The sequence below is a fragment of the Gemmatimonadota bacterium genome (assembly GCA_009838845.1).
In the GTDB taxonomy this organism is placed as follows: Bacteria; Latescibacterota; UBA2968; order UBA2968; family UBA2968; genus VXRD01.
Genome location: VXRD01000167.1, coordinates 1 through 20091, shown reverse-complemented (window position 1 = coordinate 20091; position 20091 = coordinate 1). Strand labels below are relative to the sequence as shown.

20 protein-coding genes are annotated in these 20091 nt (G+C 53.6%); 3 read left to right on the top strand and 17 right to left on the bottom strand.

Annotated elements, in window-relative coordinates:
* The first annotated feature begins 65 nt into the window (after positions 1-65).
* Complete coding sequence (locus tag F4Y39_23715; protein MYC16747.1) at positions 66-608, top strand: hypothetical protein; 543 nt, start codon at positions 66-68, stop codon at positions 606-608.
* 117 nt (positions 609-725) lie between these two features.
* On the opposite strand, the gene F4Y39_23710 is transcribed toward F4Y39_23715, so the two are convergent.
* The 15 genes from F4Y39_23710 to pdxA form a co-directional block, all read right to left on the bottom strand.
* The gene (locus F4Y39_23710; protein MYC16746.1) at positions 726-1034 is read right to left on the bottom strand and encodes a hypothetical protein; all 309 of its coding nucleotides are present in this window, start codon (positions 1032-1034) and stop codon (positions 726-728) included.
* 81 nt (positions 1035-1115) lie between these two features.
* On the bottom strand, positions 1116-2540 hold the full coding sequence (locus tag F4Y39_23705; GenBank protein MYC16745.1) for an NADH-quinone oxidoreductase subunit N: 1425 nt from the start codon (positions 2538-2540) through the stop codon (positions 1116-1118).
* 1 nt (position 2541) lies between these two features.
* The gene (locus F4Y39_23700) at positions 2542-4017 is read right to left on the bottom strand and encodes an NADH-quinone oxidoreductase subunit M (GenBank protein MYC16744.1); all 1476 of its coding nucleotides are present in this window, start codon (positions 4015-4017) and stop codon (positions 2542-2544) included.
* 3 nt (positions 4018-4020) lie between these two features.
* Complete coding sequence (locus F4Y39_23695) at positions 4021-5844, bottom strand: NADH-quinone oxidoreductase subunit L (protein MYC16743.1); 1824 nt, start codon at positions 5842-5844, stop codon at positions 4021-4023.
* Positions 5844-6149 carry an NADH-quinone oxidoreductase subunit NuoK gene (gene nuoK / locus F4Y39_23690; protein ID MYC16742.1) on the bottom strand — a complete coding sequence of 102 codons (306 nt, stop codon included), beginning with the start codon at positions 6147-6149 and terminating at the stop codon, positions 5844-5846. Before nuoK ends, F4Y39_23695 begins: the two co-directional genes overlap by 1 nt.
* Complete coding sequence (locus F4Y39_23685; GenBank protein MYC16741.1) at positions 6146-6658, bottom strand: NADH-quinone oxidoreductase subunit J; 513 nt, start codon at positions 6656-6658, stop codon at positions 6146-6148. The genes nuoK and F4Y39_23685 overlap by 4 nt, the downstream gene beginning before the upstream one ends.
* A 13-nt stretch (positions 6659-6671) precedes the next feature.
* A complete protein-coding gene (locus F4Y39_23680; GenBank protein ID MYC16740.1) occupies positions 6672-7211 on the bottom strand; it encodes an NADH-quinone oxidoreductase subunit I in 540 nt (179 codons plus the stop codon).
* 25 nt (positions 7212-7236) lie between these two features.
* Positions 7237-8211 carry an NADH-quinone oxidoreductase subunit NuoH gene (nuoH, locus tag F4Y39_23675; protein MYC16739.1) on the bottom strand — a complete coding sequence of 325 codons (975 nt, stop codon included), beginning with the start codon at positions 8209-8211 and terminating at the stop codon, positions 7237-7239.
* A 7-nt stretch (positions 8212-8218) separates the two neighbouring features.
* Complete coding sequence (locus F4Y39_23670) at positions 8219-9346, bottom strand: NADH-quinone oxidoreductase subunit D (protein MYC16738.1); 1128 nt, start codon at positions 9344-9346, stop codon at positions 8219-8221.
* Complete coding sequence (locus F4Y39_23665; GenBank protein MYC16737.1) at positions 9343-9804, bottom strand: NADH-quinone oxidoreductase subunit C; 462 nt, start codon at positions 9802-9804, stop codon at positions 9343-9345. Before F4Y39_23665 ends, F4Y39_23670 begins: the two co-directional genes overlap by 4 nt.
* On the bottom strand, positions 9801-10334 hold the full coding sequence (locus tag F4Y39_23660; GenBank protein MYC16736.1) for an NADH-quinone oxidoreductase subunit B: 534 nt from the start codon (positions 10332-10334) through the stop codon (positions 9801-9803). The genes F4Y39_23665 and F4Y39_23660 overlap by 4 nt, the downstream gene beginning before the upstream one ends.
* A complete protein-coding gene (locus F4Y39_23655) occupies positions 10334-10708 on the bottom strand; it encodes an NADH-quinone oxidoreductase subunit A (protein MYC16735.1) in 375 nt (124 codons plus the stop codon). Before F4Y39_23655 ends, F4Y39_23660 begins: the two co-directional genes overlap by 1 nt.
* A 17-nt stretch (positions 10709-10725) precedes the next feature.
* Positions 10726-13032 carry a xanthine dehydrogenase family protein molybdopterin-binding subunit gene (locus tag F4Y39_23650; GenBank protein ID MYC16734.1) on the bottom strand — a complete coding sequence of 769 codons (2307 nt, stop codon included), beginning with the start codon at positions 13030-13032 and terminating at the stop codon, positions 10726-10728.
* Between the two features lie 102 nt (positions 13033-13134).
* Positions 13135-13593 carry a hypothetical protein gene (locus F4Y39_23645; protein ID MYC16733.1) on the bottom strand — a complete coding sequence of 153 codons (459 nt, stop codon included), beginning with the start codon at positions 13591-13593 and terminating at the stop codon, positions 13135-13137.
* 1 nt (position 13594) lies between these two features.
* Positions 13595-14611, bottom strand: a complete 1017-nt coding sequence (pdxA, locus tag F4Y39_23640; protein MYC16732.1) for a 4-hydroxythreonine-4-phosphate dehydrogenase PdxA — start codon at positions 14609-14611, stop codon at positions 13595-13597.
* Between the two features lie 140 nt (positions 14612-14751).
* On the opposite strand from pdxA, the gene F4Y39_23635 reads away from it, so the two are divergent.
* Positions 14752-16101 carry a hypothetical protein gene (locus F4Y39_23635; GenBank protein MYC16731.1) on the top strand — a complete coding sequence of 450 codons (1350 nt, stop codon included), beginning with the start codon at positions 14752-14754 and terminating at the stop codon, positions 16099-16101.
* A gap of 16 nt (positions 16102-16117) precedes the next feature.
* Here the strand turns inward: F4Y39_23635 and F4Y39_23630 are convergent, their stop codons facing one another.
* Positions 16118-16885: an RNA methyltransferase gene (locus F4Y39_23630; GenBank protein MYC16730.1), complete on the bottom strand. Its 768-nt coding sequence runs from the start codon at positions 16883-16885 to the stop codon at positions 16118-16120.
* The gene (gene bioF / locus F4Y39_23625; GenBank protein ID MYC16729.1) at positions 16845-18059 is read right to left on the bottom strand and encodes an 8-amino-7-oxononanoate synthase; all 1215 of its coding nucleotides are present in this window, start codon (positions 18057-18059) and stop codon (positions 16845-16847) included. Before bioF ends, F4Y39_23630 begins: the two co-directional genes overlap by 41 nt.
* 115 nt (positions 18060-18174) lie before the next feature.
* Between bioF and lnt the strand changes: the two genes are divergently transcribed.
* A partial coding sequence (gene lnt, locus F4Y39_23620) for an apolipoprotein N-acyltransferase (protein MYC16728.1) occupies positions 18175-20091 on the top strand: 1917 nt, incomplete at its 3' end.

The window sequence follows — 20091 nt, the reverse complement described above, 5'->3', positions numbered from 1 at the left end:
GAATACAAGAGAAAGAAATAATGCGATGCAATCGGATACGATTGCTTAAATAGGAGGGGCAAAAAATGAAGATTCAATTGGCAATATTGGCAACGCTGGTGGTTGTGGCGACGGGATATGCAGAGGATGTTATGAAGGATAATGGTATTGTTGAGAGAGAGGTTATGGAGGCCCAAAAAATTTGGGGCGAAGCAATTGTCGCTATCGGTGAAGCATATACGCAAAAAAAGGACTATAAGGCATTGGCCGAAGAGACCGTCAATACGTTATATGGTTATGATGAAGGCGAGGTTCTGTTTAAGCCTACGAAGGCGTCAGAAAAACAATTTCGTTTAACAAAAGAAGAGGCTATATCTTATTTTGTGACTGGTATTGTACCTGAAGATCGCGGTTTTGCTATCCAGCCGTGGAGCAAAGTCCGATTTGAGAACGCTGATATTATTATTAACGGCGACTCGGCCATTGCCATGGGTAATTACTATTTTACAGACGCGAATACCGAAAAAGAAGCCAAGGTGGAGTTCACGTTTGGCTATTTTAAGGACGAGAATGGCAAGTTGCGTATCAATGTGCATCATTCGTCATTTCCGTACAAGCCGATGCCTTGAGTCTGCATGATGACAAAATCATCGGATGTGTGAAAGCGAATTTGCACGAAAAAAAAGAACCCGCAATCGTTCGGTGGTTGCGGGTTCTTTTTTGTGGTTAATGTCTATGATTCCATTTTACAGATATTTCATGATAGCAGCAAAAGCCAATAGCGCAACAACCGTTGTGGGGACATACCATTTTATCAAATCGTCAATCCGGGTATTGAGACGCGCTTCAATATTTTCTTGCCCTTGCTTGAGGTCTTTTAAGTCCTGTTTCACATCTGAAAGCTGTTCTTTGATAAATTCCAAATTTGTCTCAAGGGTTGTTATCCGTTGGCTCTGTTCAGTGTTGTTATTTGTGGTGTCAGCGTCCATTGCTATATCTCCTTTTGGTTGATCCTGTTTAGCAGTGGCGTTTTTATTTTTGGCAATCGTTTCCATTGCCATATCTCCTTTTAGTTGAATGATTGCGTAACAGAATATAAGACAAATTTAATTTTGGTGAATATTTTTCTTAAAACATCAACTGATCAATGCGCGAGCAGCGCGTGCGGCCATGTCCCAGAAGGGTCCAGGGACCGTGCCCATTGCGATTACGAGGATGATGGTCGCCATTGCGGTGACGGCGATGAGGGGCGTGGGTTTGATGGTGTTCTGTGTGGTGGGTTCTACCCAGTAGAGTTGGCGGATGATGAGGAGATAATAATACAGGGCGATCGCGGCGTTGATGGCTGCGATGAGGACGAGATAGAATTGTCCGCGCTGGAGGGCGGCAGAAAAGAGGAACCATTTGCCGACAAAACCCACAGTGGGAGGGAGGCCAATGAGGCCAAACAGGCCGATGAGCAAGGTGAAGGAGAGGAATGGCGCGCGTTTGTAAAGGCCAGATACGGAGTCGATGGTGATGCGGTCTTCGCTGCGACCAACTTCACAGATGACGAGGAAGCACGCAAAGGACATGGCAAAGTAGCCAATGGCGTAAAAGAGGGCAGCGGTAAGACCCCATTCGGCGAAGGTTTGAAGGGCGAGGAGCACGTAACCGGCGTGGGCGACTGTGGAATATCCGAGCAGGCGTTTGAGGTCTTTTTGCGCGAGTGCGGCCAGGTTGCCCAGGCTCATTGCGATGACGCTTGCCCACATGAGCGCGGTTTGGGCGTGGCCCGATTCCCAGCCACCGGGCATGGCGAGGGATAACAGGCGGCAGAGGATGCCGATGGCGGCGATTTTGGAAACGGTGGCGATGAATGTGATGATGGGATGGGGCGCGATTTCATACGTGTCGGGTGCCCAAAAGTGGAAGGGGAATGCGCCGAGTTTGAAGAAGAAGCCGGCGAGTGTGAGCAACAGGCCCAGGTAGAAGATGGGCTGCGCGGCGGCGTGTGGGATGCTGATGGCAGAGAAGTAGGTGGAGCCAAATGTGCCAAAGAGAAAGCTCATGCCGTAGAGCGAGATGGCCGAGGCTGCCATGCCCTGTACCATGTATTTGGTGGCGCTTTCCCCGCCGATGTCGGTATTGCGGTGAAGGGCAACGACGATATAGACGGGGTAGGCAGCCAGTTCCATGGCGACATAGAGGGTGAGGAGTTCGGTCGCGCTGACCATCATCATCATGCCGAGTGTGGAAAAGATGAAGAAGAGGGGGACCTCGAGCCAACCATTGCGGTCAACGGTGAGGGGGTTGGCGCTGGCGATGACGACAAATAGGAATCCAACTGCGAGTGCTGTTTTGATCAATTGGGAGAAGAAGTCAACCGCGTATATGCCCGGGAAGAAGGGTTCGCCTTCAAGGGGTAGAGTCCAGAGACAGGCGGCGATCATCGCTATGCCGGATGCAATGGCAATGCCCCGAGTTGTGCGATAGGACCAGTTGAGCACTGTGGCAAAAAAGAGCACGAGGCCCATGAGCAGGCAAATAAGTTCTGGTGCGAAGAGGATAGCGTTTTCCATGTTAGAAATTACCCAAGAAAGCTATGGTTGTGCTGTTGATCAGGTCGAGCATGAGGCGGGGTACAAAGCCGAAGATTACGAGTACGGCGATCAGTATGGCGCGCGGTATCAGGTGCAGGCCAGACATGTCCTGTGCTTTCAGATTTTCCCATTTCGGATTTGGTGCGCCAAAAAAGGCCAGGTTGAAGACGCGCAAAATGTAAACCGCGGTGAGTACGAGACCGAGGATGACGATGACGCCTGCGATGGGGTACGTCTTCAGGGCTGCGAGGAAGACGAGTAATTCGGCCCAAAAGCTCGCCAGGCCGGGCAAACCGGCACCACACAGGCCCGCGACGATGAAGATGGAGACTGCGCGGGGCATCTGCACGCCAAGACCGCCAAAGTCGCCGATGGTTTTGGAGTGGGATTTGTCGTAGATATATCCCGCGGTGCTGAAAAACAGGGCGGTCATGATGCCGTGGGCAAACATCTGGAAGACTGCGCCGTTGAGGGCGTCGGTTGCAGCGACCTGGCCGAGGATTGCGAGGTTGAGGCCGAGGAGGACGATGCCCATGTGAGATACAGATGAGAAGCCGATGACAAATTTGAAGTCGGTCTGTCGCATGGCGACATAAGCTCCGTAGATGATTCCGATGACGGCCAATACCACAAAGGTCGGTGCCCAGTACGCAGCGCCTTCGGGTAGCAGGCGAATGCCGACTGTGAGTATGCCAAATGCGCCGAGTTTCATCAGGACGCCCGCGTGTAGCATGGATACCGCAGATGGCGCGGCAACGTGGCCTGTGGGCGACCAGCCGTGGAAGGGGAACAGGCCGGCTAAGACGCCAAAGCCAATGTAGATGAAGGGATAGACAAATATTTGGAATTGGGGATCGAATGTGTGTGCGGACAGGGCAATGATGTCAAAGGTGTTGAGGCCCGCGTGGTGATAGATGGCGAGTAAGCCGGGAAAGAGGAGCGCGCTGCCGGCGAGGAGGAAGAGCATGAGTTTCATGCCGGCATAAGCTCTGTTGCCGCTGCCCCATATCAGGATGAGGGGATACATGGGGACGACAGCGATTTCGTAAAAGAAGAAAAAGAAGAAGAGATCCAGCGACATGAAGACGCCGAAGACGCCGATGACGAGGAGTACCATGAAGGCGAAATATTCTTTTACGCGCACTTCGAGGTCCCACATGGTGAGCACCCCAGTGAAATAGACGATGGCGTTGAGCATGACGAGGATGACGCCAAATCCGTCAACGCCGAGGTGATAGGAGATGCCAATGGCTGCGACCCAGGGGATTATTTCTTCAAATTGAATACCGCCGGTTGTGGGATCATAGCTCATCCAGAGTTGCAGGCTCAACACACAGGTCAATAAGCCGCTGAGGGCGCATATCAGCCGGATGCCCCGCACGGCCCTTTGGGGCATGAGCAAAAGGATGATGAGCGTGATGACAGGAGTGAGAAGTATGGATGAGAGAAGTGGCATATTTTATCGCAATCCCAGATAAAGCGCGACAACGGCCAATAAGATGATTGCCCAGCCCAGGTAAAGTTGCATCCAGCCGCCCTGTACGCGGGTTGATTTTGCGCCTGTGCGCAAGATGCCGAGGCCAAAGCGGTCGTAATTTCCGTCGAGGACGTGGTTTTCAGTCCAATGCAAGATGCGAGATAGCGCGTGGGTGATGGCGACGATGGTGACGTGGTAGATGTCGTCAATGTACCATTTGTTTGTGAACAGGGTGTTGAGGGGTGCGATTTTGCTGATGAATCCCGTGCGCGGCGCGTTGTCGCGTCCATAGTCGAAATAGGCGATCAGGATGCCGAGGATGACGACGCCTACGGTGGGTATCATCAAGATGACGCTGTGGTGCTGTGTTGTGAGGCCCAGGCCCTCGGCGATGCTGGCGCCAAAAAAGCCGAGTGCGATTGCGCCCAGGGTGAGGAGCAAGACGGGGACTTTCATGTTCAGGGGTTCGGGATGGCTGTGGTCGGTGGCAGGTGCCTGATCGGGTTTTGTGATGAGGAAAATCATGCGGAATGTGTAATAGGCCGTGAGAAAGGCCGCGAGAAATGCACCGGCCATGTAGATGTTGAAGCCATTGTGACCCAGTTGGGCAAAAATTTCTTCTTTGCTCCAGAATCCCGCCAGTGGAGGAACGCCCGATAGGGCAGCGCCACCGATGAGGAGGCCAAGGGTCGCCGCTTTGAGGCGGCGGCCTCCACTGCGACCAATTTCGGCCATGCTGTTGGTGTGGTAGGCGTGAATATAAATGCCCGAGCAGAGGAAGAGCAGGGCTTTGAAAAAGGCGTGGGTGATCAGGTGAAATACGCCTGCGAAGAGGCTGCCAGCAGCGAGTGCCATGAGCATGAAGCCGAGTTGGCTGATAGACGAATAGGCGAGTACTTTTTTGATGTCGGTATCGACCATTGCAATGGTCGATGCGAGGATTGCGGTGAAGGTGGCGATGCTCAGGACGATGAGTGCTGTGTCTTGCGCCGCCATAAAGAGCGGGTGCAGGCGGATCATGAGAAAGACGCCCGCGGCGACCATGGTGGCAGAGTGCAACAGGGCGCTGACCGGGGTGGGACCTTCCATGGCGTCGGGTAGCCAGGTGTGCAAGGGGAATTGCGCGCTTTTGCCCATGATGCCGATGAAGATGAGTAGCGCGATTGCGTTGAGCAGGTTGGGCGATATCTGTGTTGAGAGGCCAGTTTGAGGGTCTAAGAGGGCGGGGATATCGAAGTTTGAAACGAGTTGGAGGATGAGCAAAATGCCGATGAAGAGGCCGACGTCGCCCACGCGGGTCATGAGAAAGGCTTTGCGCGCAGCCCCGGCTGCTTCGGGTTTTTCAAACCAGAAACCGATGAGGAAGAACGAAGACAGGCCGACGAGTTCCCAAAAGATGAAAGATTGCAAGAGATCGACAGCATAGACAAAGCTGAGCATGGACCAGGCAAAGAAACTGAGCATTGCGAAATAGCGCGTTTTGCTCAGATCGTGCGCCATGTAGCCGATTGAATAGAGCATGATGCAGGCGGTGATGAAGGCGACGACAACGCCAAACATGAGGCTTGGACCGTCGAGGATGAAGCCAAATTGGAGTTGTATTGCACCGCTTTGAAACCACAAAAATCGCAGGGGTTCAACAGGTCCCTGTACGAGGAGGGCGATGGCGCTCAAGAGGGATACCGCGCTGCCGAATAGGACCAATCCCTGAGCGGCTTTGGGTTGTTGTATGAGAAAGATGATGGCGATGGCAAAACACGCCAGAGGGGAGATTGTGGTTAAAAGTATGAGTGAGAGAGTGTCCATCAACCGCTCAGTTTGGTGAGTTTTTCCGCATCTATCTCGTGATACGCCCGATAGATGCGCAGGATGATCGATAAAAAGATAGCGACTTCGGCGGCTGCCAGCCCAATGATGATGAGAACGAAGATCTGGCCGGTCGTTGGATCGGTGACGACAAACCGGTTAAAGGCCATCAGGTTTAAGCTGGCGGCATTCATCATGAGTTCGATGCCGATGAGCAGGGCTATGAGGTTGCGGTGGGATAGTGCGCCGATCAAACCGAGTGAAAACAGGGCAGCGCCCACGAGAAGATAAGATTCGAGGGTCACGAATTTTCCTTTGGCAAAGCCTTGCGAGCGATCAAGATGGCACCGATGATGGCCAGGAGCAAAACGAGGGAGAGGGTTTCAAAGACGACGTTGTAATGCGTGAGCAATGCATGGCCCAATGCGCCCACAGACCAGGCTTTTTCAGATGTCTGGGGCGCGATTTGTTGGAATTGCGCGCCGCGGATTAGATGGGCGACTGCGCCAAAAAAGATGACGGCACAGGCAATGGCGAAGCCGAGTTTTCGGTTGTCGGGATCGGGCGGGCGAATGGACATGGCTATTGAGAGCATCATGGCAAATACAATGGCAACGGTTATGCCGCCAATGTAGATGAGTACTTGCATTGCCGCGACAAATGGACTGCCGAGGTTGAGAAATAGTCCCGCCAGCCCCAGGAGGCTGATACCCAGACCAATGATGGCGTAGAGTATCTGGCGAGAAAATGCCGCCAGGCCTCCACCGATGAGGACGAGGGCTACAAATGTGTAGATGACAGCCTGCTCGAGCATTGTTGTTCTCCGTTTACTTCTTCCGTCTCACCTTTTTCGCTTTTCTTGCTGCGGTTTTTTTGGCGCGTTCTGCTGCTTGTTCGGCTTCGATTTCTTTCAGGCGTTCGCGCGCGGCTTCTTCTTTGTCTGCCCAGGGTTCGAGTAAGTCGTAGAGAAAGTCGCTGCGATTGTATCCGGCTTCGTCGTGGACTTTGCTGTATCCCAGGGTGTCTGTGGGGCATACGTCTAAGCACAGTCCGCAGTCGCTGCAAAGGGCAAAATCGACTTCAAATTTGGTCGAGCGTTTGCGCCTTAAACCTTCGGGGCGTTCCCCGTCGAGGTAAATGCAGAAGGAGGGACACACGCGCTCACAGAGTTTGCAGTCGATGCAGTCGTGCGAGCCGATGTCTTCTTTTTCGATGAGGACGATGACATTGCGAAACGCTTCCGACATCTCGATTTTTTCCATTGGATATTGCGAGGTGACGGGCGGTTTGCGAAAGTTGTCCAGTGTGACTTTCATGCCGGTCAGGAGCGTTTTGGTGCCGTCGAGGATTTCTTTGATAAGTGCCATGGGATTTTCCTGTGAGCTGAAAGTTCTATACGATTTTCAAGATGAGTGTTGTGATTAGCAGGTTGATCAGCGAGAGGGGGACGAGTACCACCCAGGCGAATTTCATGAGTTGGTCAAAACGGAGCCGTGGAAAAGTCCAGCGGAACCACATCATGAGGACGATGAGTGCATAGACTTTGATGAAGAACCATACGGCGTCTGGCAAGAGAGGCCCGCGCCATCCCCCCAGGAAGAGCACGGTTGCCAATGCGCATGCAAAGATCATGTTGGAGTATTCGGCAAAGAAGAATAGCCCAAAGCGCATGCCGGAATATTCGGTGTGGAATCCGGCGACGAGTTCGGATTCCGCTTCGGGGATGTCGAAGGGGGCGCGATTGGTTTCGGCTGTGGCTGATATGATAAAGATGATCAGGGCAATGGGCTGTACCAGTATAAAGGGATAGGTTTCCTGTGCGAGGGTGATGTCGTAGAGCGACATGGTGCGGGTTATCATGACGATGGGGATGACCGATAGGATGAGGGGGATTTCGTAGGAGATATTTTGCGCGACTGAGCGCACGGCACCGAGCAGGGCGTATTTGTTATTGGATCCCCAGCCTGCTAAGAATATGCCGATTACGTTGATGCCGCTGATGGCGAGGATCAGGACAATGGCGATGTTGAAGTCGTGGAATATGTAGGTGCTCGTTATGGGAAAGAGGGACGAGAGGGCGACCACGGGTGCAAAGACCAGGATGGGCGCAATGACATAGAGCAGTTTGTTGGCGTGTTCGGGTGTGAGGAGTTCTTTGCTGAGCAATTTGCCCATGTCAAAAATTTGCTGCATCAGGCCAAAGGGTCCGCGTTGCGGGCCAATGCGGCGCTGTATGCGCGCGCTGAGTTTGCGTTCGAGCCAGATCAACATGATGGCGTTGACGCTCAAATAGGCCATGATGACGGCAATGGTTACACCGAGCGCGAGATAGGGGTTTTCAAAGAGTTGGATGACGTCTGTTTTCATAAGTGCGTTATCTGTCTATTTCGGGAACGACAATGTCGATGCTACCGAGGATTGCCACGGCATCTGCGAGCATGGTGCCGGCCATGACGGCGGGCATGGTCGAGATGTGTGAGAACGATGGGGTTCGCAATTTGAGGCGAAAGGGAATGTCGCTGCCGTCGCTTGCGATGTACATGCCAAAGTTGCCACGGGGTGATTCAACACAGAAGTAATAGTCGCCTTCGGGCGGGCGGATGCGTCTGGGCACCCGGGTTGCGAGAAAGAGACCGTCGGGCGTGTCGCTTACGGCTTGTTCGATGATGCGAATGCTCTGGCGCATTTCTTCCACGCGAACGAGTGTGCGGGCAAAGCAGTCGCCTTCTGTTTGTGTGGGTACGTCAAAGTCAAAGCGGTCGTAGATGCCGTAAGGTTCGTCTTTGCGGACATCGTGTTCGTGGCCCATGGCGCGCAGGCAGGGACCTGTTATGGCGTATTTTTGAACGAGGTCGGGCGCGAAGATGCCGACGCCGATGGTGCGTTCGCGGAAGATGACGTTGCCGATGACGAGTCTTTCGTATTCTTTTAAGCGTTCGACAAAGTAGGTGCAAAAGTTGGAGACGTTGTCGAGGAATATATCGTCGATGTCGAGAATGACGCCGCCAAATCGCGCGTAACAATAGGTGAGGCGCGATCCGGTGATGCGGTCCAGGATGTCGAGGATTTTTTCGCGGTCGTCAAAGGCGTAGAGAAATGGGGTAAATGCACCCAGGTCCATCAAGAAGGTGCCCAGCCAGAGCAGGTGGCTGGAGATGCGGTTGAGTTCATTGCAGATGATGCGAATGTATTCGGCGCGTTCTGGCACTTCGATGTCCATCGCGCGCTCTACGGCCTGGCAGTAGCCTATGTTGTAGATCATGCCGCCGAGGTAATCTACGCGACTGGGGTTGGGCAAAAACTGGATGTAGTCGCGGTTTTCGGCCATTTTTTCGTGTGCGCGATGCCCATATCCGATGATGGGTTCTGCTGAAATTATCCGTTCGCCATCCAGATGTAATTTGATCCGCATGACGCCGTGTGTAGAGGGATGTTGAGGCCCCATGTTGAGATAATAGGTATCTCGACTTTTTGGATCTTGTTCGACCTCAAATCGATTCATGACGCGTCGTCCTCGCTGCGATAGGGATTGGGGGGATCGACGAAGTCTTTGAGCAGGGGATGACCAAAATAGTCTTCTTCCATTAAGATGCGTTTCAAATCGGGATGGCCTTCAAAGCTGACGCCATACATGTCGAAAATTTCGCGTTCGTACCAGTCGGCGGCGGGAAAGGTTGTGGCAATACTGGGTGCGGCTGTATCGGGTGCTATGTCGGCGTGGATGATATGCCGTTGGGGAATGCCGTATTGGTTAAACTGGTAAATCAGACGAAAAGTATTGTCGTTTTCACGTCGATCCTGACAGGTTATCATTTCGAGGTGAAAATTTTCGGACAGGAAGGCATCTGCGATCTGAGGGAGCGTGTCGGCTGAAGCGGTGTGTTGTACATGAAAGCCACGCGCATTGTATTCGACCTCGGTCGCGTCGAGTACGAGCAAAGAGAGTTTGTCGGCGATCATTTATTGAATTTCTTTCCGGCTCGGATTTTTTCTTCGAGTTTGAACAGTGCCGCAAAGAGCGCTTCGGGACGCGGGGGGCAACCCGGTACGTACACATCAACTGGCACAATTTTGTCTGCGCCTTCGACAATGGCATATTGTCCGGGATACTTAAAGGGACCGCCATCAATGGTACAACCCCCCATGGCTATGGACCATTTTGGCGAGGGCATCTGATCCCAGAGCGTTTTGATGGCTGGTGCCATTTTGCGGGAGATTGTGCCTGCGAGAATCATGACATCGGCTTGTCGCGCACTCGGGCGAAAGACACCCGCGCCAATGCGGTCGAGGTCAAAGCGCGACGCGCCTGCGGCCATCATTTCGATGGCGCAACAGGCCAGGCCAAATGTGAGGGGCCACAGGGATCGAGACCGGGCGTGATTGAGCAGGTTTTCCAGCAGGTCCATGTGTACCAGGGGACCGACCTCTTCGCGCAGTTCTTCAATGTTTTTGGGATCGCTTTTCACGAGAGGGAGTTCTATTTGTGCCATTATCGACTTCTCCAATGCAAAACGCCTTTGCTCCAGGCGTAGATGATGGCGAGAAAAAGAATGCCGACGAATATTGTGAGTTCGATGAAGTCGCGCCAGACGTAGGTGCCTGAATCGTAGATTACGGCGATGGGTAGAATATACAGTACATCGACTTCAAACGCGACAAAGATGAGTGCAAATAGATAATAGGCAATGTCGAAGCGCACCCAGGCGCTGCCGATTGTGTCCATGCCGCATTCGTAGGTCTCGCGGCTTTTGCGACCGCGCGCGCGAGGGGATATGATTAAGGGCAGTACGACGGGGATTGCACCGAGAACGATGCCCGAGAGGAGCAGGGCACCGAGAAATCCGTATTGGGAAAACCAGTCCATTGTGTTCTCCTATCTGCTCAGTCCGCTGCCTGACCATGGCTGCCATCTGCTTCCCATAGTGCTTTCAGGACTCGCGATGGCGACATCGGCAGTTCGTTTAACCGTATGCCAACAGCGCGGTAAATTGCATTGGCAACTGCGGCTGGGGGTGGGACAATGGGCACTTCGCCCACGCCCCGCACGCCATAAGGATGGCCCGGGTTGGGCACTTCTACGATGACGGTTTCTATCATGGGGAGGTCGAGTGTTGTAGGCATCCGATAATCCAGGAAAGAGGCGTTGACCATTACCCCCTGGTCGTTGTACACAAATTCCTCGTTCAATGCCCATCCGATTCCCTGTACTACGCCGCCCTGCATCTGCCCTTCTACATAGCCGGGATAAATGGCTTTGCCAGCGTCCTGAACAATGGTCGCTCGCAAGATATCTACTTTGCCCGTGTCAGGATCTACTTCGACATCTACGATTAAGAGGGCGAATGCCGGGCCGGCTTGCTTGCCGCTTATGGCAGCGCGTCCTACGACGGGACCACCCGCGCGATTGACATTACCGGCGAGTTCTTTGAATGTCATTGTTTTGGATGCGTCCGATTTGGAGCGGAACGATCCGTCTTCAAAGACGATGTCGTCTTTTGATATTTCCCATAATGTCGCCGCGCGTTCGATCATTTGTCGCTTGACGTCTTGCGCGGCTTCATAGCTCGCCCAGCCGGTTGCAAATGTCACGCGGCTTCCGCCCGTTCCATCGGTTTGTCCGATGGTGTCAGTATCTGTGACATTTGGCATGATGTCTTCGATGGGAAGGTTCAGGACTTCGGCAAATTGTATGGCGACTGAGGTGCGCGTTCCTCCAATATCGGGGGAGCCTTCGACGAGTGCTACTGTGCCGTCCGGGTTTACACTGGCGACTACTGTTGATGTGCCTCCGCCGTTGAACCAGAATCCAGCGGCGACGCCGCGTCCCCGATTCGGTCCTTCAAGGGGCGCGCTGTAGTGTGGATGCGCCATGGCCGCTTTTACGACTTCTTCTTGTCCAATGCGCAAGAAGACCGGTCCATCTGCCCGTCGCGTGCCTTCTTTGGACGCGTTTTTCAATCGGAATTCGAGCGGGTCCATTCCGATCTGTTCGCATATTTCGTCTATTACTGTTTCAGATGCAAATGCCGCGTTGGTCGCGCCGGGTGCGCGGTAGGCGGATGATTGGGGTTTGTTTACGACGACGTCGTAGCCGTCGATGAGCGAGTTTGGGATGCTGTAGGGCGAGAAAATACATCCCGCACCAGCGCCTACAGCAGAGCCGGGATAGGCTCCGGCTTCATAGGCCATGTAGGCTTGTGCCGCCGTTAGCATGCCGTCCCGCGTTGCGCCCATTTTGACTTTGATGTAGGATGCGGGCGTTGGTCCGGTGGCTTTTAATACTTCTGTGCGAGACATGACCATTTTTACGGGTTTTCCGGTTTTTTGCGCCAGCAGAGCTGCGGTTGGTTCTTCATATACGCGGAATTTTCCGCCAAATCCGCCCCCAATTTCCTGCGGGATTACGCGTATGTCACCCACTTCGAGGCCGAGTACGTCGGCGACCTGGCCCCGCACTTCAAACGGTCCCTGTGTGCTGCACCATATTGTGAGCTTTCCGTTTTCGCTCCAGTGCGCGGTTACGTTGTGTGGTTCGATGTATCCCTGGTGTACTGTTCCGGTCGCAAATTCCCGCTCTATTACTACGTCGGCTTCTTCAAATCCCTTTTCTATATCTCCCTGTTTGTGCTGGAAGTGGTTTGCGATGTTGCTCGCCTGGTCCGTTTCTTCGCCGAGGGATTTCATTTTTAAGTCGTCGTGCAATAACGGTGCATCGTCTTCCATTGCGTGGCGGACTTCGAGTACGGGTTCGAGTATTTCGTATTCTACGTCGATCAGGTTTAATGCCTCTTCTGCGATGTGTGCAGAGGTGGCTGCTACGGCTGCGATGGCGTGTCCGTCGTAGAGGACTTTGTCTCCGGCGAGTACATTGGCAATTAAAAACCGCAGATCAACCGATCCCTCTCCGAGGTCGGAGACTTTGTCTTCGTAATTTTGGACGAGGTCTTTTCCGAGTACGATGGCTTTTACTCCGGGTAGTGCTTCGGCTTTGCTGGTGTCGATGGATTTGATCCGCGCATGCCCATGAGGGCTTCGCAGTGTTTTGCCGTATAGCGATCCGGTCAGATGAAAGTCTGGACCATATACCGCGCGGCCCGTTACTTTATCCGTTCCATCGTGCCGTATCGGTCGCGTGCCCACTACTTTGTAATTTTCAATTCCCAAATAGTCTTCTTTTTTGATCGCCATAGCGCGGTCCTCGTAGGGAGAGGTGAATTTCGAGATGCAAAAAGTTAATGCTGCAATAAGTATATATACTTAGCCAAATAAATCAAGTGGATACAGATAAATCTACACTCCCTTTTCGTCCAGAAAAGCAGTGATCTTCTCGATGGTCTTTGTCCTGAAGCCCTTTAACTGGCTGATTTGTCCGTTTACGACAACAGCCCGCAAGCCCTGCAAATCAACTACGCCCAGTTCGCTAAAAAGGCGCCTGGCCATTTTGCCACCGATCCCCCGAATCTCGATCAATTCCAGCACGGTCAAGGGAACGCCCTGCCGCTCCTGCAATGCGCGGATCTCTTTGCGTTCAATGACTTCGACGATTGTGTCTATCACCTCGTCGCTAAACTCGTTTGTGCGTTCCAGTAGCCCCCTGCCTTCAACTGGGTACAATTCGTCCAGCCTGCCGCGTGAAAACGACTGGATCATCCAGGCGGCATTGAGATAATCTGCTGGATCCTCACCACATATCTCACGGTAATCCGCCACTCGCTTCAGTTCTTTTGCAATCGTGTAGTTTGACGACATCTTATAAACTCATTTTCAATCGCTCGCGTACCGGCACCGCGTATTGTCCGGCTGCGCGAATTGCTTCTACCATGCCCCGTTCTGACGCTATCCCCTGTCCGGCGATGTCAAAGGCTGTTCCATGATCTACTGATGTGCGCAGAAAATTTAGACCCATTGTCAGGCTTACTGTTCCGTGGAAATCCAGGGTTTTGGATGCTATATGTCCCTGGTCGTGGTAAAGCGACAATACCCCATCGTAACGCCCTTCCAGTGCCAGATGAAATACCGAGTCCGCTGGTATTGGTCCCTGTACCCGCCATCCGCGTTTTTGCGCTTCTTTTACAGCGGGGCTGATTACTTCGATTTCCTCTCGTCCGAACAGACCCTGCTCGCCGCCGTGAGGGTTTAAGCTGGCCACAGCTATGGTCGGTGTTTCGGTTCCCAGTTGCCGCAAATACAGGTCGCACAGGGGCAGTGCTTCCAGAATTCCCGCTTTTGTAATGGCGTCTGGAATTTCCCGAAAGGAAATGTGTCGGGTGAGAAAGAAGATTTTCAAATTTTTTACCAGAAACAGCGTCATCGGCACTCGCAACGCCGCTCGGGCATTGAGCATCGCTGTGTGGTCGATATAAGGTAGCTTTGCAGCCTGCAGCGATTCTTTGTTCAGTGGCGCTGTGGATAAGCCAGCTACGGTACCTGATAGAGCCGCGTCAATTGCTCGGTCCAGATATTGATATCCCGCCCGACCGCCTTCGGCAGAGATCTGACCATAGGCAATCGGCTCAGACAGACTCCCAACGTCAATAAAGTCGATACACCCGGCTTCATAATGCCCGTTGCGCGGATTGTTTACGGCGTGTAAGTCCATATCCACACACAGCATTTTTACCGTCTGATCCAAAACCGATCGGTCGGCAAAGACCAGTGGTTTTACTTTGTTGTAAAGCGCGGGTTCACTCAGTGCCTTGATCACGACCTCTGGTCCAATTCCCGCCGGGTCGCCCACGGTTACGCCAATCACCGGGCGTTCTGTCAATTCAGCCACGAAAACCACCTCCTGTTCAAAGAATAAGCGTTCCCTGAACCACTGTCAACCGCATTGAGCTTCATTCGACAAAACGCCCTGTTTCCATTATATATAAAAAAAGATGTGAAATCTAACACGGGAGGATCATTATGAAATTGCAAGCAGGGGCTGCTACGTCCAATATTACACCCTGGCTGGGGGTTACGATGCCGGGAAGTTTTCATCCGCGATACGGAGAGGATGTACACGATGAGCTTCTGGCCAAGGCACTGGTGATTGACAATGGAGATGTCAGGATTGCGATGGTGACTTGCGATTTGATCGCGGTGCCAGAAGCGATTGCGAATGCCGTGAAGGCGCGTATTGAAGAACGGTGTGGGATATCTCCCGAATGCGTGATGGTGAATGCGACACATACGCATTCAGGGGCAGGGGTGAGCAATCTTCTGGGTATGGGTGAAGATGAGGGGTACACGACCTGGCTTCCGCTGAAAGTGGCCGATGCCGTGGAGTTGGCTATTAAGAGAATGCAGCCTGCCCGGGCGGGGTTTGCCAGTGTGATGGAGGATCGTATTTCGTTTTATCGGCGCTGGCTGATGAAGGATGGGACGGTGCGGATGAATCCGGGTTTGAATAATCCGGATCTCGTGCGGCCGATGGGAGAGATCGATCCGGAGTTGGCGATGATGTATGTGGAGGGGGTAGATGGTACGCCGATTTCGGTGGTGGCGAGTTTTTCACTGCACTATGTGGGAACGGGCAGTGCCGGGGAGGTGTCGGCGGATTATTTTGGACAGTTTTTCAATTTGCTGCGGCATTATATAGGTGGGAACTGTGTGCCGATTTTGTGGAATGCGGCGTCTGGACAGATTAATAACAACGATTATAGTGGCGAGCGGATTTGGCGGGATCGGGGGCACCCCCGGGCGCGGCGGATGGCAAATGTTCTGGCAGGGCATGTTTTGACAGAGATCCAGTTGATGGATTTGGATGAGGAATTGGCATTGGAGGCTGTGACGGGGACGCTGGAATTTTCGAGGAAAGTGATTACAGAGACGGATCTCGATATTGCCGAACAGATTCTCGCAGGTGGATACGAATACGAGGAGGGTCCATTCAGTTGGGTGGTGGGACAACCGGTGCGGAAGGATCGGGTAGGTGTGTATGCCAGGCAGTGCCAGCGGTTGGCGGCGTTGCCGGAACAGATGACGGCACCCGTGCAGGCGATCCGGTTGGGCGATGCGGCGATTCTGGCGTTGCCGGGGGAGATTTTTGTGGAGACTGGCCTTCGGATTAAGGCGCAGACGTCGGCTTCGCCGTTGATGCTGGTGAGTCTGGCAAACGGGTCTATCGGCTATGTGTGTACAGATGAGGCATTGACGCAAGAAGGGGGATATGAGACGTGGGCAAGTCTGTCGTCTTTGGGAGGTGTGGGTACAGTGCCGGCTATGGAGAGTTTGAGTCTGTCGCTTTTGGAGACGCTGGGGTTTGGGGGGTGACTACCGCAGAGATCGGTTACTCTGTTTTTTTATCGGGCGGTGGGATGGGGTTGAGGCCGTGCCGCGCGATGAAGCGATCGACCTGGCGGAAGACGCGGTGTATGGTCGCCACGTCGCGGTGTTCCATGTCGATGCGGCTGAAGATTCGGCGGATGGATCGGATGAAGGTCTGGGGTCGGTGCCGCGAGACAAAGCCGAGTTTGTCGAGTGCGTTTTGGATGTGGTCGTACATGGATTCGAGTTCGCGGTGCGTAGCCAGATCGAGTTCCGATGGTTTGTAGGGGGTTTCGGAATGGGTTGCGCGAAAGAGTTCGTAGCCATAGATGAGGGTGGCTTGCGACAGGTTGAGGGAAGGGTAGCGCACGGCTGAAGGAATACGGGAGATTAGCTGGCACAGTTGGATTTCGTTGTTGGTCAGTCCGTTTTCTTCCCGGCCAAAGACGATGGCGCCTTTGTGGTTTTCGGGAAGGGATAACAGTTTGTCTGTCGCGATTTGAGGTGGGTGTACGATGTCGAATTCGCGGCGTTTGCGATGGGATGTGCCCACGGCAAGCGATACGTCTGCGAGTGCTTCGGGTAGTGAGGATACGACGGTAGCACCGTAGAGGATGTCGCCCGATCCATGCGCCATTGCGCGGGCTTCGCCGCTGGTGTGATCGGGGGGATTGACGAGGTAGAGGTGCGATAAGCCCGTGTTTTTCATCGCGCGAGCCACGGCGCCGATGTTGCCGGGTTCTTTGGGTTCAACCAGGACGATTCGGATGTGGTCGAGGGGGTTGGACATGGTGGTCTCCAAAAAAACTGTGTCGGACTTCGGTCATGGCGTCTAATAATTGTGCGATGTCGTCGTCGGTATGGGTTGCCATGACGGAGAGGCGCAGACGGCTTTGGCCCTCGGGTACGGTGGGGGGTCGTATGCCGTAGAGGTAGATGCCGCGGTTGTAGAGGTGTTCGGATATTTCAACGGTTTTCTGGGCGTCGCCAACGAGTATGGGTATGATGTGGGTTTGGGATTGGGCGAGGTCGAATCCGAGGGTGTGAAGATGCTGGCTGATGGTTGTTGTGTTGTGCCACAGGCGCTGGCGCAAGCTGGTATCGCGCTGGATGAGGTCGAGTGCCGCGGTGGTGGATGCACATGCGTCGGGCGGCATTGCGGTGGTGTAGATGTACGCTGCCGAGCGGTTGCGTATGAGGTCGATGAGGTCGCGGCTGCCACAGATGAATCCGCCGGATGCGCCGAGGGCTTTGCTGCCGGAGGTCATGAGGATGTCGATGGCTTCGGGAGAGAGACCGTAGTGTTCGAAGGTGCCGCGACCATTAGGGCCGAGAACGCCGGTTGCGTGGGCGTCATCGACCATGAGGATGGCGTTGTGTTGTTCGGCGAGGGAGACGAGTTCGGGCAGTGGGGCGATGTCTCCGTCCATTGAGAAGACGCCATCGGTGACGATGAGGCGACGGCGATGGGCGGACGAGGTTTTGAGCTGGGTTTCGAGGTGGGCGATGTCGCAGTGGTTGTAGATGGCGATTTGTGCGCGGGAGAGGCGACAGCTATCAATGATGCTGCGGTGATTTAACTGGTCGCTAAAAATGATGTCGTCGCGGTTGATGAGGGCGGGTATAACGCCGAGGTTGGCTGTGTAGCCCGTGGGAAATGCGATGGCTGCTTCTGTGTCGAGGAATTGTGCCATGCTGCTTTCGAGGTCGGCGTGGGGGGGCATGTATCCCGAGATGAGTGCCGATGCTACGGTGCTGCTTCCATAGGTGTTGAGCGCTTCGATGGCCGCACCTTTGAGGACGGGATGGTTGGCGAGGCCCAGATAGTTGTTTGAGCAAAAGAGGATGAGTTCCCGCCCTTTGATGCGGATGCGGGGTTCCTGGCTGGTTTCCACACTTCGCACCGAGCGGTAGAGGTTTTGTTCGCGCAATGCCTGGAGTTCTGTATTGAGGTCGGGTAACATGTTATAGACCGGGTTTGTTTTTTTGGACGGCAATTGACAGGGATTTGACCCGTCTTTATATTCCGTAATCTTTGTGTTTTTTGCAATAGGGATTTTTAACCACAGATAGACACAGATGAACACAGGTGATAGTATGGCGCAGGACAATACGTGGGGTTGGCGGTTGGTGCTCGGGTATCCGATTTTGTCGGGTCTGCTGATGGCAGCGGCTTTTCCTCCTTTGCCGCTCGGTTTTTTGGCTTGTATCAGTTTGTTGCCTCTGATTCCCGTTGCCGAAAATCTGCGTGGGCGCGTGGCTTTTGGCGCGGGTTTTTTGCAGGGTGTGGTTTTTTACGGTGCGAGTGTTTATTGGATTGCGTGGATTACCCCCCCGGGTATGGCGGGGGCAATTTTGTATATGTCGCTTTTTCGGGGGCTGTTTGTGTGGTTGTGGGCGTTTGCAATGGCGCGCGTTGGCAGGCTGGGGTTGTGGATGGTGCCTTTTTTGTGGGTGGGGTTTGAATATTTTAATACGCTGGGCGATATGGGTTTTCCGTGGATGCTCCTCGGGCATAGCCAGGTGGATTATTTGCCTTTGATCCAGATTGCAGAGGCGACAGGGGTTTACGGGGTGTCGTTCTGGGTGGTGGTGGTTAATCTGATTGCGTTTAAGGCATTGGAAAGTGCGCGGCGAGACTTGATGGTTGGTGCTCTGGTTCTGGCTTTTGCACTGCCAGCGGGATTTGGTTTGTGGCGTATGGCAGAGCCGGTTGCCGAGGGCGATTTGAAGGTTGCCATTGTGCAGCAAAATGTGCCGCCTGTTGAGAAATCTTACTGGGGTTTTGATCACAATTTTAACAAGTTGGAGCCTTTGACGATTCAGGCCGCGGAGTCGGGGACGCGGTTGGTTGTGTGGTCAGAGGCGGCTTTGCCCGCGTATTTGAAGCGTGATGATGCATCGCACCAGGCGTATCAGGCGCAGGTGCAGGCGCTGGTCGATTCGCTGGGGATTTATCTGTATATGGGGGCGAATCGCTTCGAGGCCGCGGCGCGGGATCGCTATTACAATTCTTCTTTTTTGTTTGAGCCTGGTGGGGGCGATTTGCCGCATTACGACAAGGTGAAGGTGGTTCCGTTTGGAGAGCGGGCGCCTTTTCCCAAATTGCTCGGGTTTTTGCGCGATTTTCAATGGAGCGGCGGGGGGTATATCAGCGGCGATTTTGAGAGTGGGACTGCGCTTACGGTTTTTGAGGTGCCGGGTGGAAAGTTTTCAGGGATGATTTGTTTTGATTCGGTGTTTCCCTGGCTTGCGCGCGATATGATGGTTCGGGGTGCCGAGTTTTTGGTGGTGATTACGAATGATGGGTGGTACGGGCGCACGTCAGCACCTTATCAGCACGCGGATATTGCGACGTTCAGGGCTGTTGAGAACAGGCGTTGGGTGGTGCGCTGTGCCAATACGGGTGTGTCGATGTTTATCGATCCCTATGGGCGGCAAGAGCAAAAGACGGGTTTGTTTCACGAGGCTGTTGTGGCAGGGACTATTGCACCGAGCAATGAGCAGACGCTTTATATGCGGTTTGGCGATTTGTTTTCTCAGTTGTGCGGCGTGATCGCGTTGATGGGGTTGGCGGTGTCGGCTATTCGGCGACCGCGAGAGGTGGAGGAGGATGTTGCACCGCCTGAGGGTACGGTGCCGGCGATTATGCCAGACCGCGATGAAGAAGATCTGCCCGATGAAGGCAAGCCGATGCCTTTTCTCGATCATCTGGAGGAGTTGCGGTGGCGCATTTTGAAGGGGTTGGCCGCGATTATTATAGGCGCGGTTTTTTGCGGAATTTTTGTCAATGAGATTTTGGATGTGTTGATCCACCCTACCCGCGAACTGGAAGATAAAATGATATTGCAGACCTTAAGACCGATGGGCATGTTTATGGTCAAGTTGCAGATCGCGCTGGTGGGTGGGGGGATTCTGGCGCTGCCGTTTTTGATTTTTCAGATCTGGATGTTTGTCGCGCCCGGTCTGTTTGCCAGCGAGCGGCGATTTGTGACG

Bases quoted from the DNA above. Each gene is read 5' to 3' on its own strand.
- F4Y39_23715 (MYC16747.1), top strand. From the start codon at position 66: ATGAAGATTCAATTGGCAATATTGGCAACGCTGGTGGTTGTGGCGACG.
- F4Y39_23710 (MYC16746.1), bottom strand. From the start codon at position 1,034: ATGGAAACGATTGCCAAAAATAAAAACGCCACTGCTAAACAGGATCAA.
- F4Y39_23705 (MYC16745.1), bottom strand. From the start codon at position 2,540: ATGGAAAACGCTATCCTCTTCGCACCAGAACTTATTTGCCTGCTCATG.
- F4Y39_23700 (MYC16744.1), bottom strand. From the start codon at position 4,017: ATGCCACTTCTCTCATCCATACTTCTCACTCCTGTCATCACGCTCATC.
- F4Y39_23695 (MYC16743.1), bottom strand. From the start codon at position 5,844: ATGGACACTCTCTCACTCATACTTTTAACCACAATCTCCCCTCTGGCG.
- F4Y39_23685 (MYC16741.1), bottom strand. From the start codon at position 6,658: ATGCTCGAGCAGGCTGTCATCTACACATTTGTAGCCCTCGTCCTCATC.
- F4Y39_23680 (MYC16740.1), bottom strand. From the start codon at position 7,211: ATGGCACTTATCAAAGAAATCCTCGACGGCACCAAAACGCTCCTGACC.
- nuoH (MYC16739.1), bottom strand. From the start codon at position 8,211: ATGAAAACAGACGTCATCCAACTCTTTGAAAACCCCTATCTCGCGCTC.
- F4Y39_23670 (MYC16738.1), bottom strand. From the start codon at position 9,346: ATGAATCGATTTGAGGTCGAACAAGATCCAAAAAGTCGAGATACCTAT.
- F4Y39_23665 (MYC16737.1), bottom strand. From the start codon at position 9,804: ATGATCGCCGACAAACTCTCTTTGCTCGTACTCGACGCGACCGAGGTC.
- F4Y39_23660 (MYC16736.1), bottom strand. From the start codon at position 10,334: ATGGCACAAATAGAACTCCCTCTCGTGAAAAGCGATCCCAAAAACATT.
- F4Y39_23655 (MYC16735.1), bottom strand. From the start codon at position 10,708: ATGGACTGGTTTTCCCAATACGGATTTCTCGGTGCCCTGCTCCTCTCG.
- F4Y39_23650 (MYC16734.1), bottom strand. From the start codon at position 13,032: ATGGCGATCAAAAAAGAAGACTATTTGGGAATTGAAAATTACAAAGTA.
- F4Y39_23645 (MYC16733.1), bottom strand. From the start codon at position 13,593: ATGTCGTCAAACTACACGATTGCAAAAGAACTGAAGCGAGTGGCGGAT.
- F4Y39_23635 (MYC16731.1), top strand. From the start codon at position 14,752: ATGAAATTGCAAGCAGGGGCTGCTACGTCCAATATTACACCCTGGCTG.
- F4Y39_23630 (MYC16730.1), bottom strand. From the start codon at position 16,885: ATGTCCAACCCCCTCGACCACATCCGAATCGTCCTGGTTGAACCCAAA.
- bioF (MYC16729.1), bottom strand. From the start codon at position 18,059: ATGTTACCCGACCTCAATACAGAACTCCAGGCATTGCGCGAACAAAAC.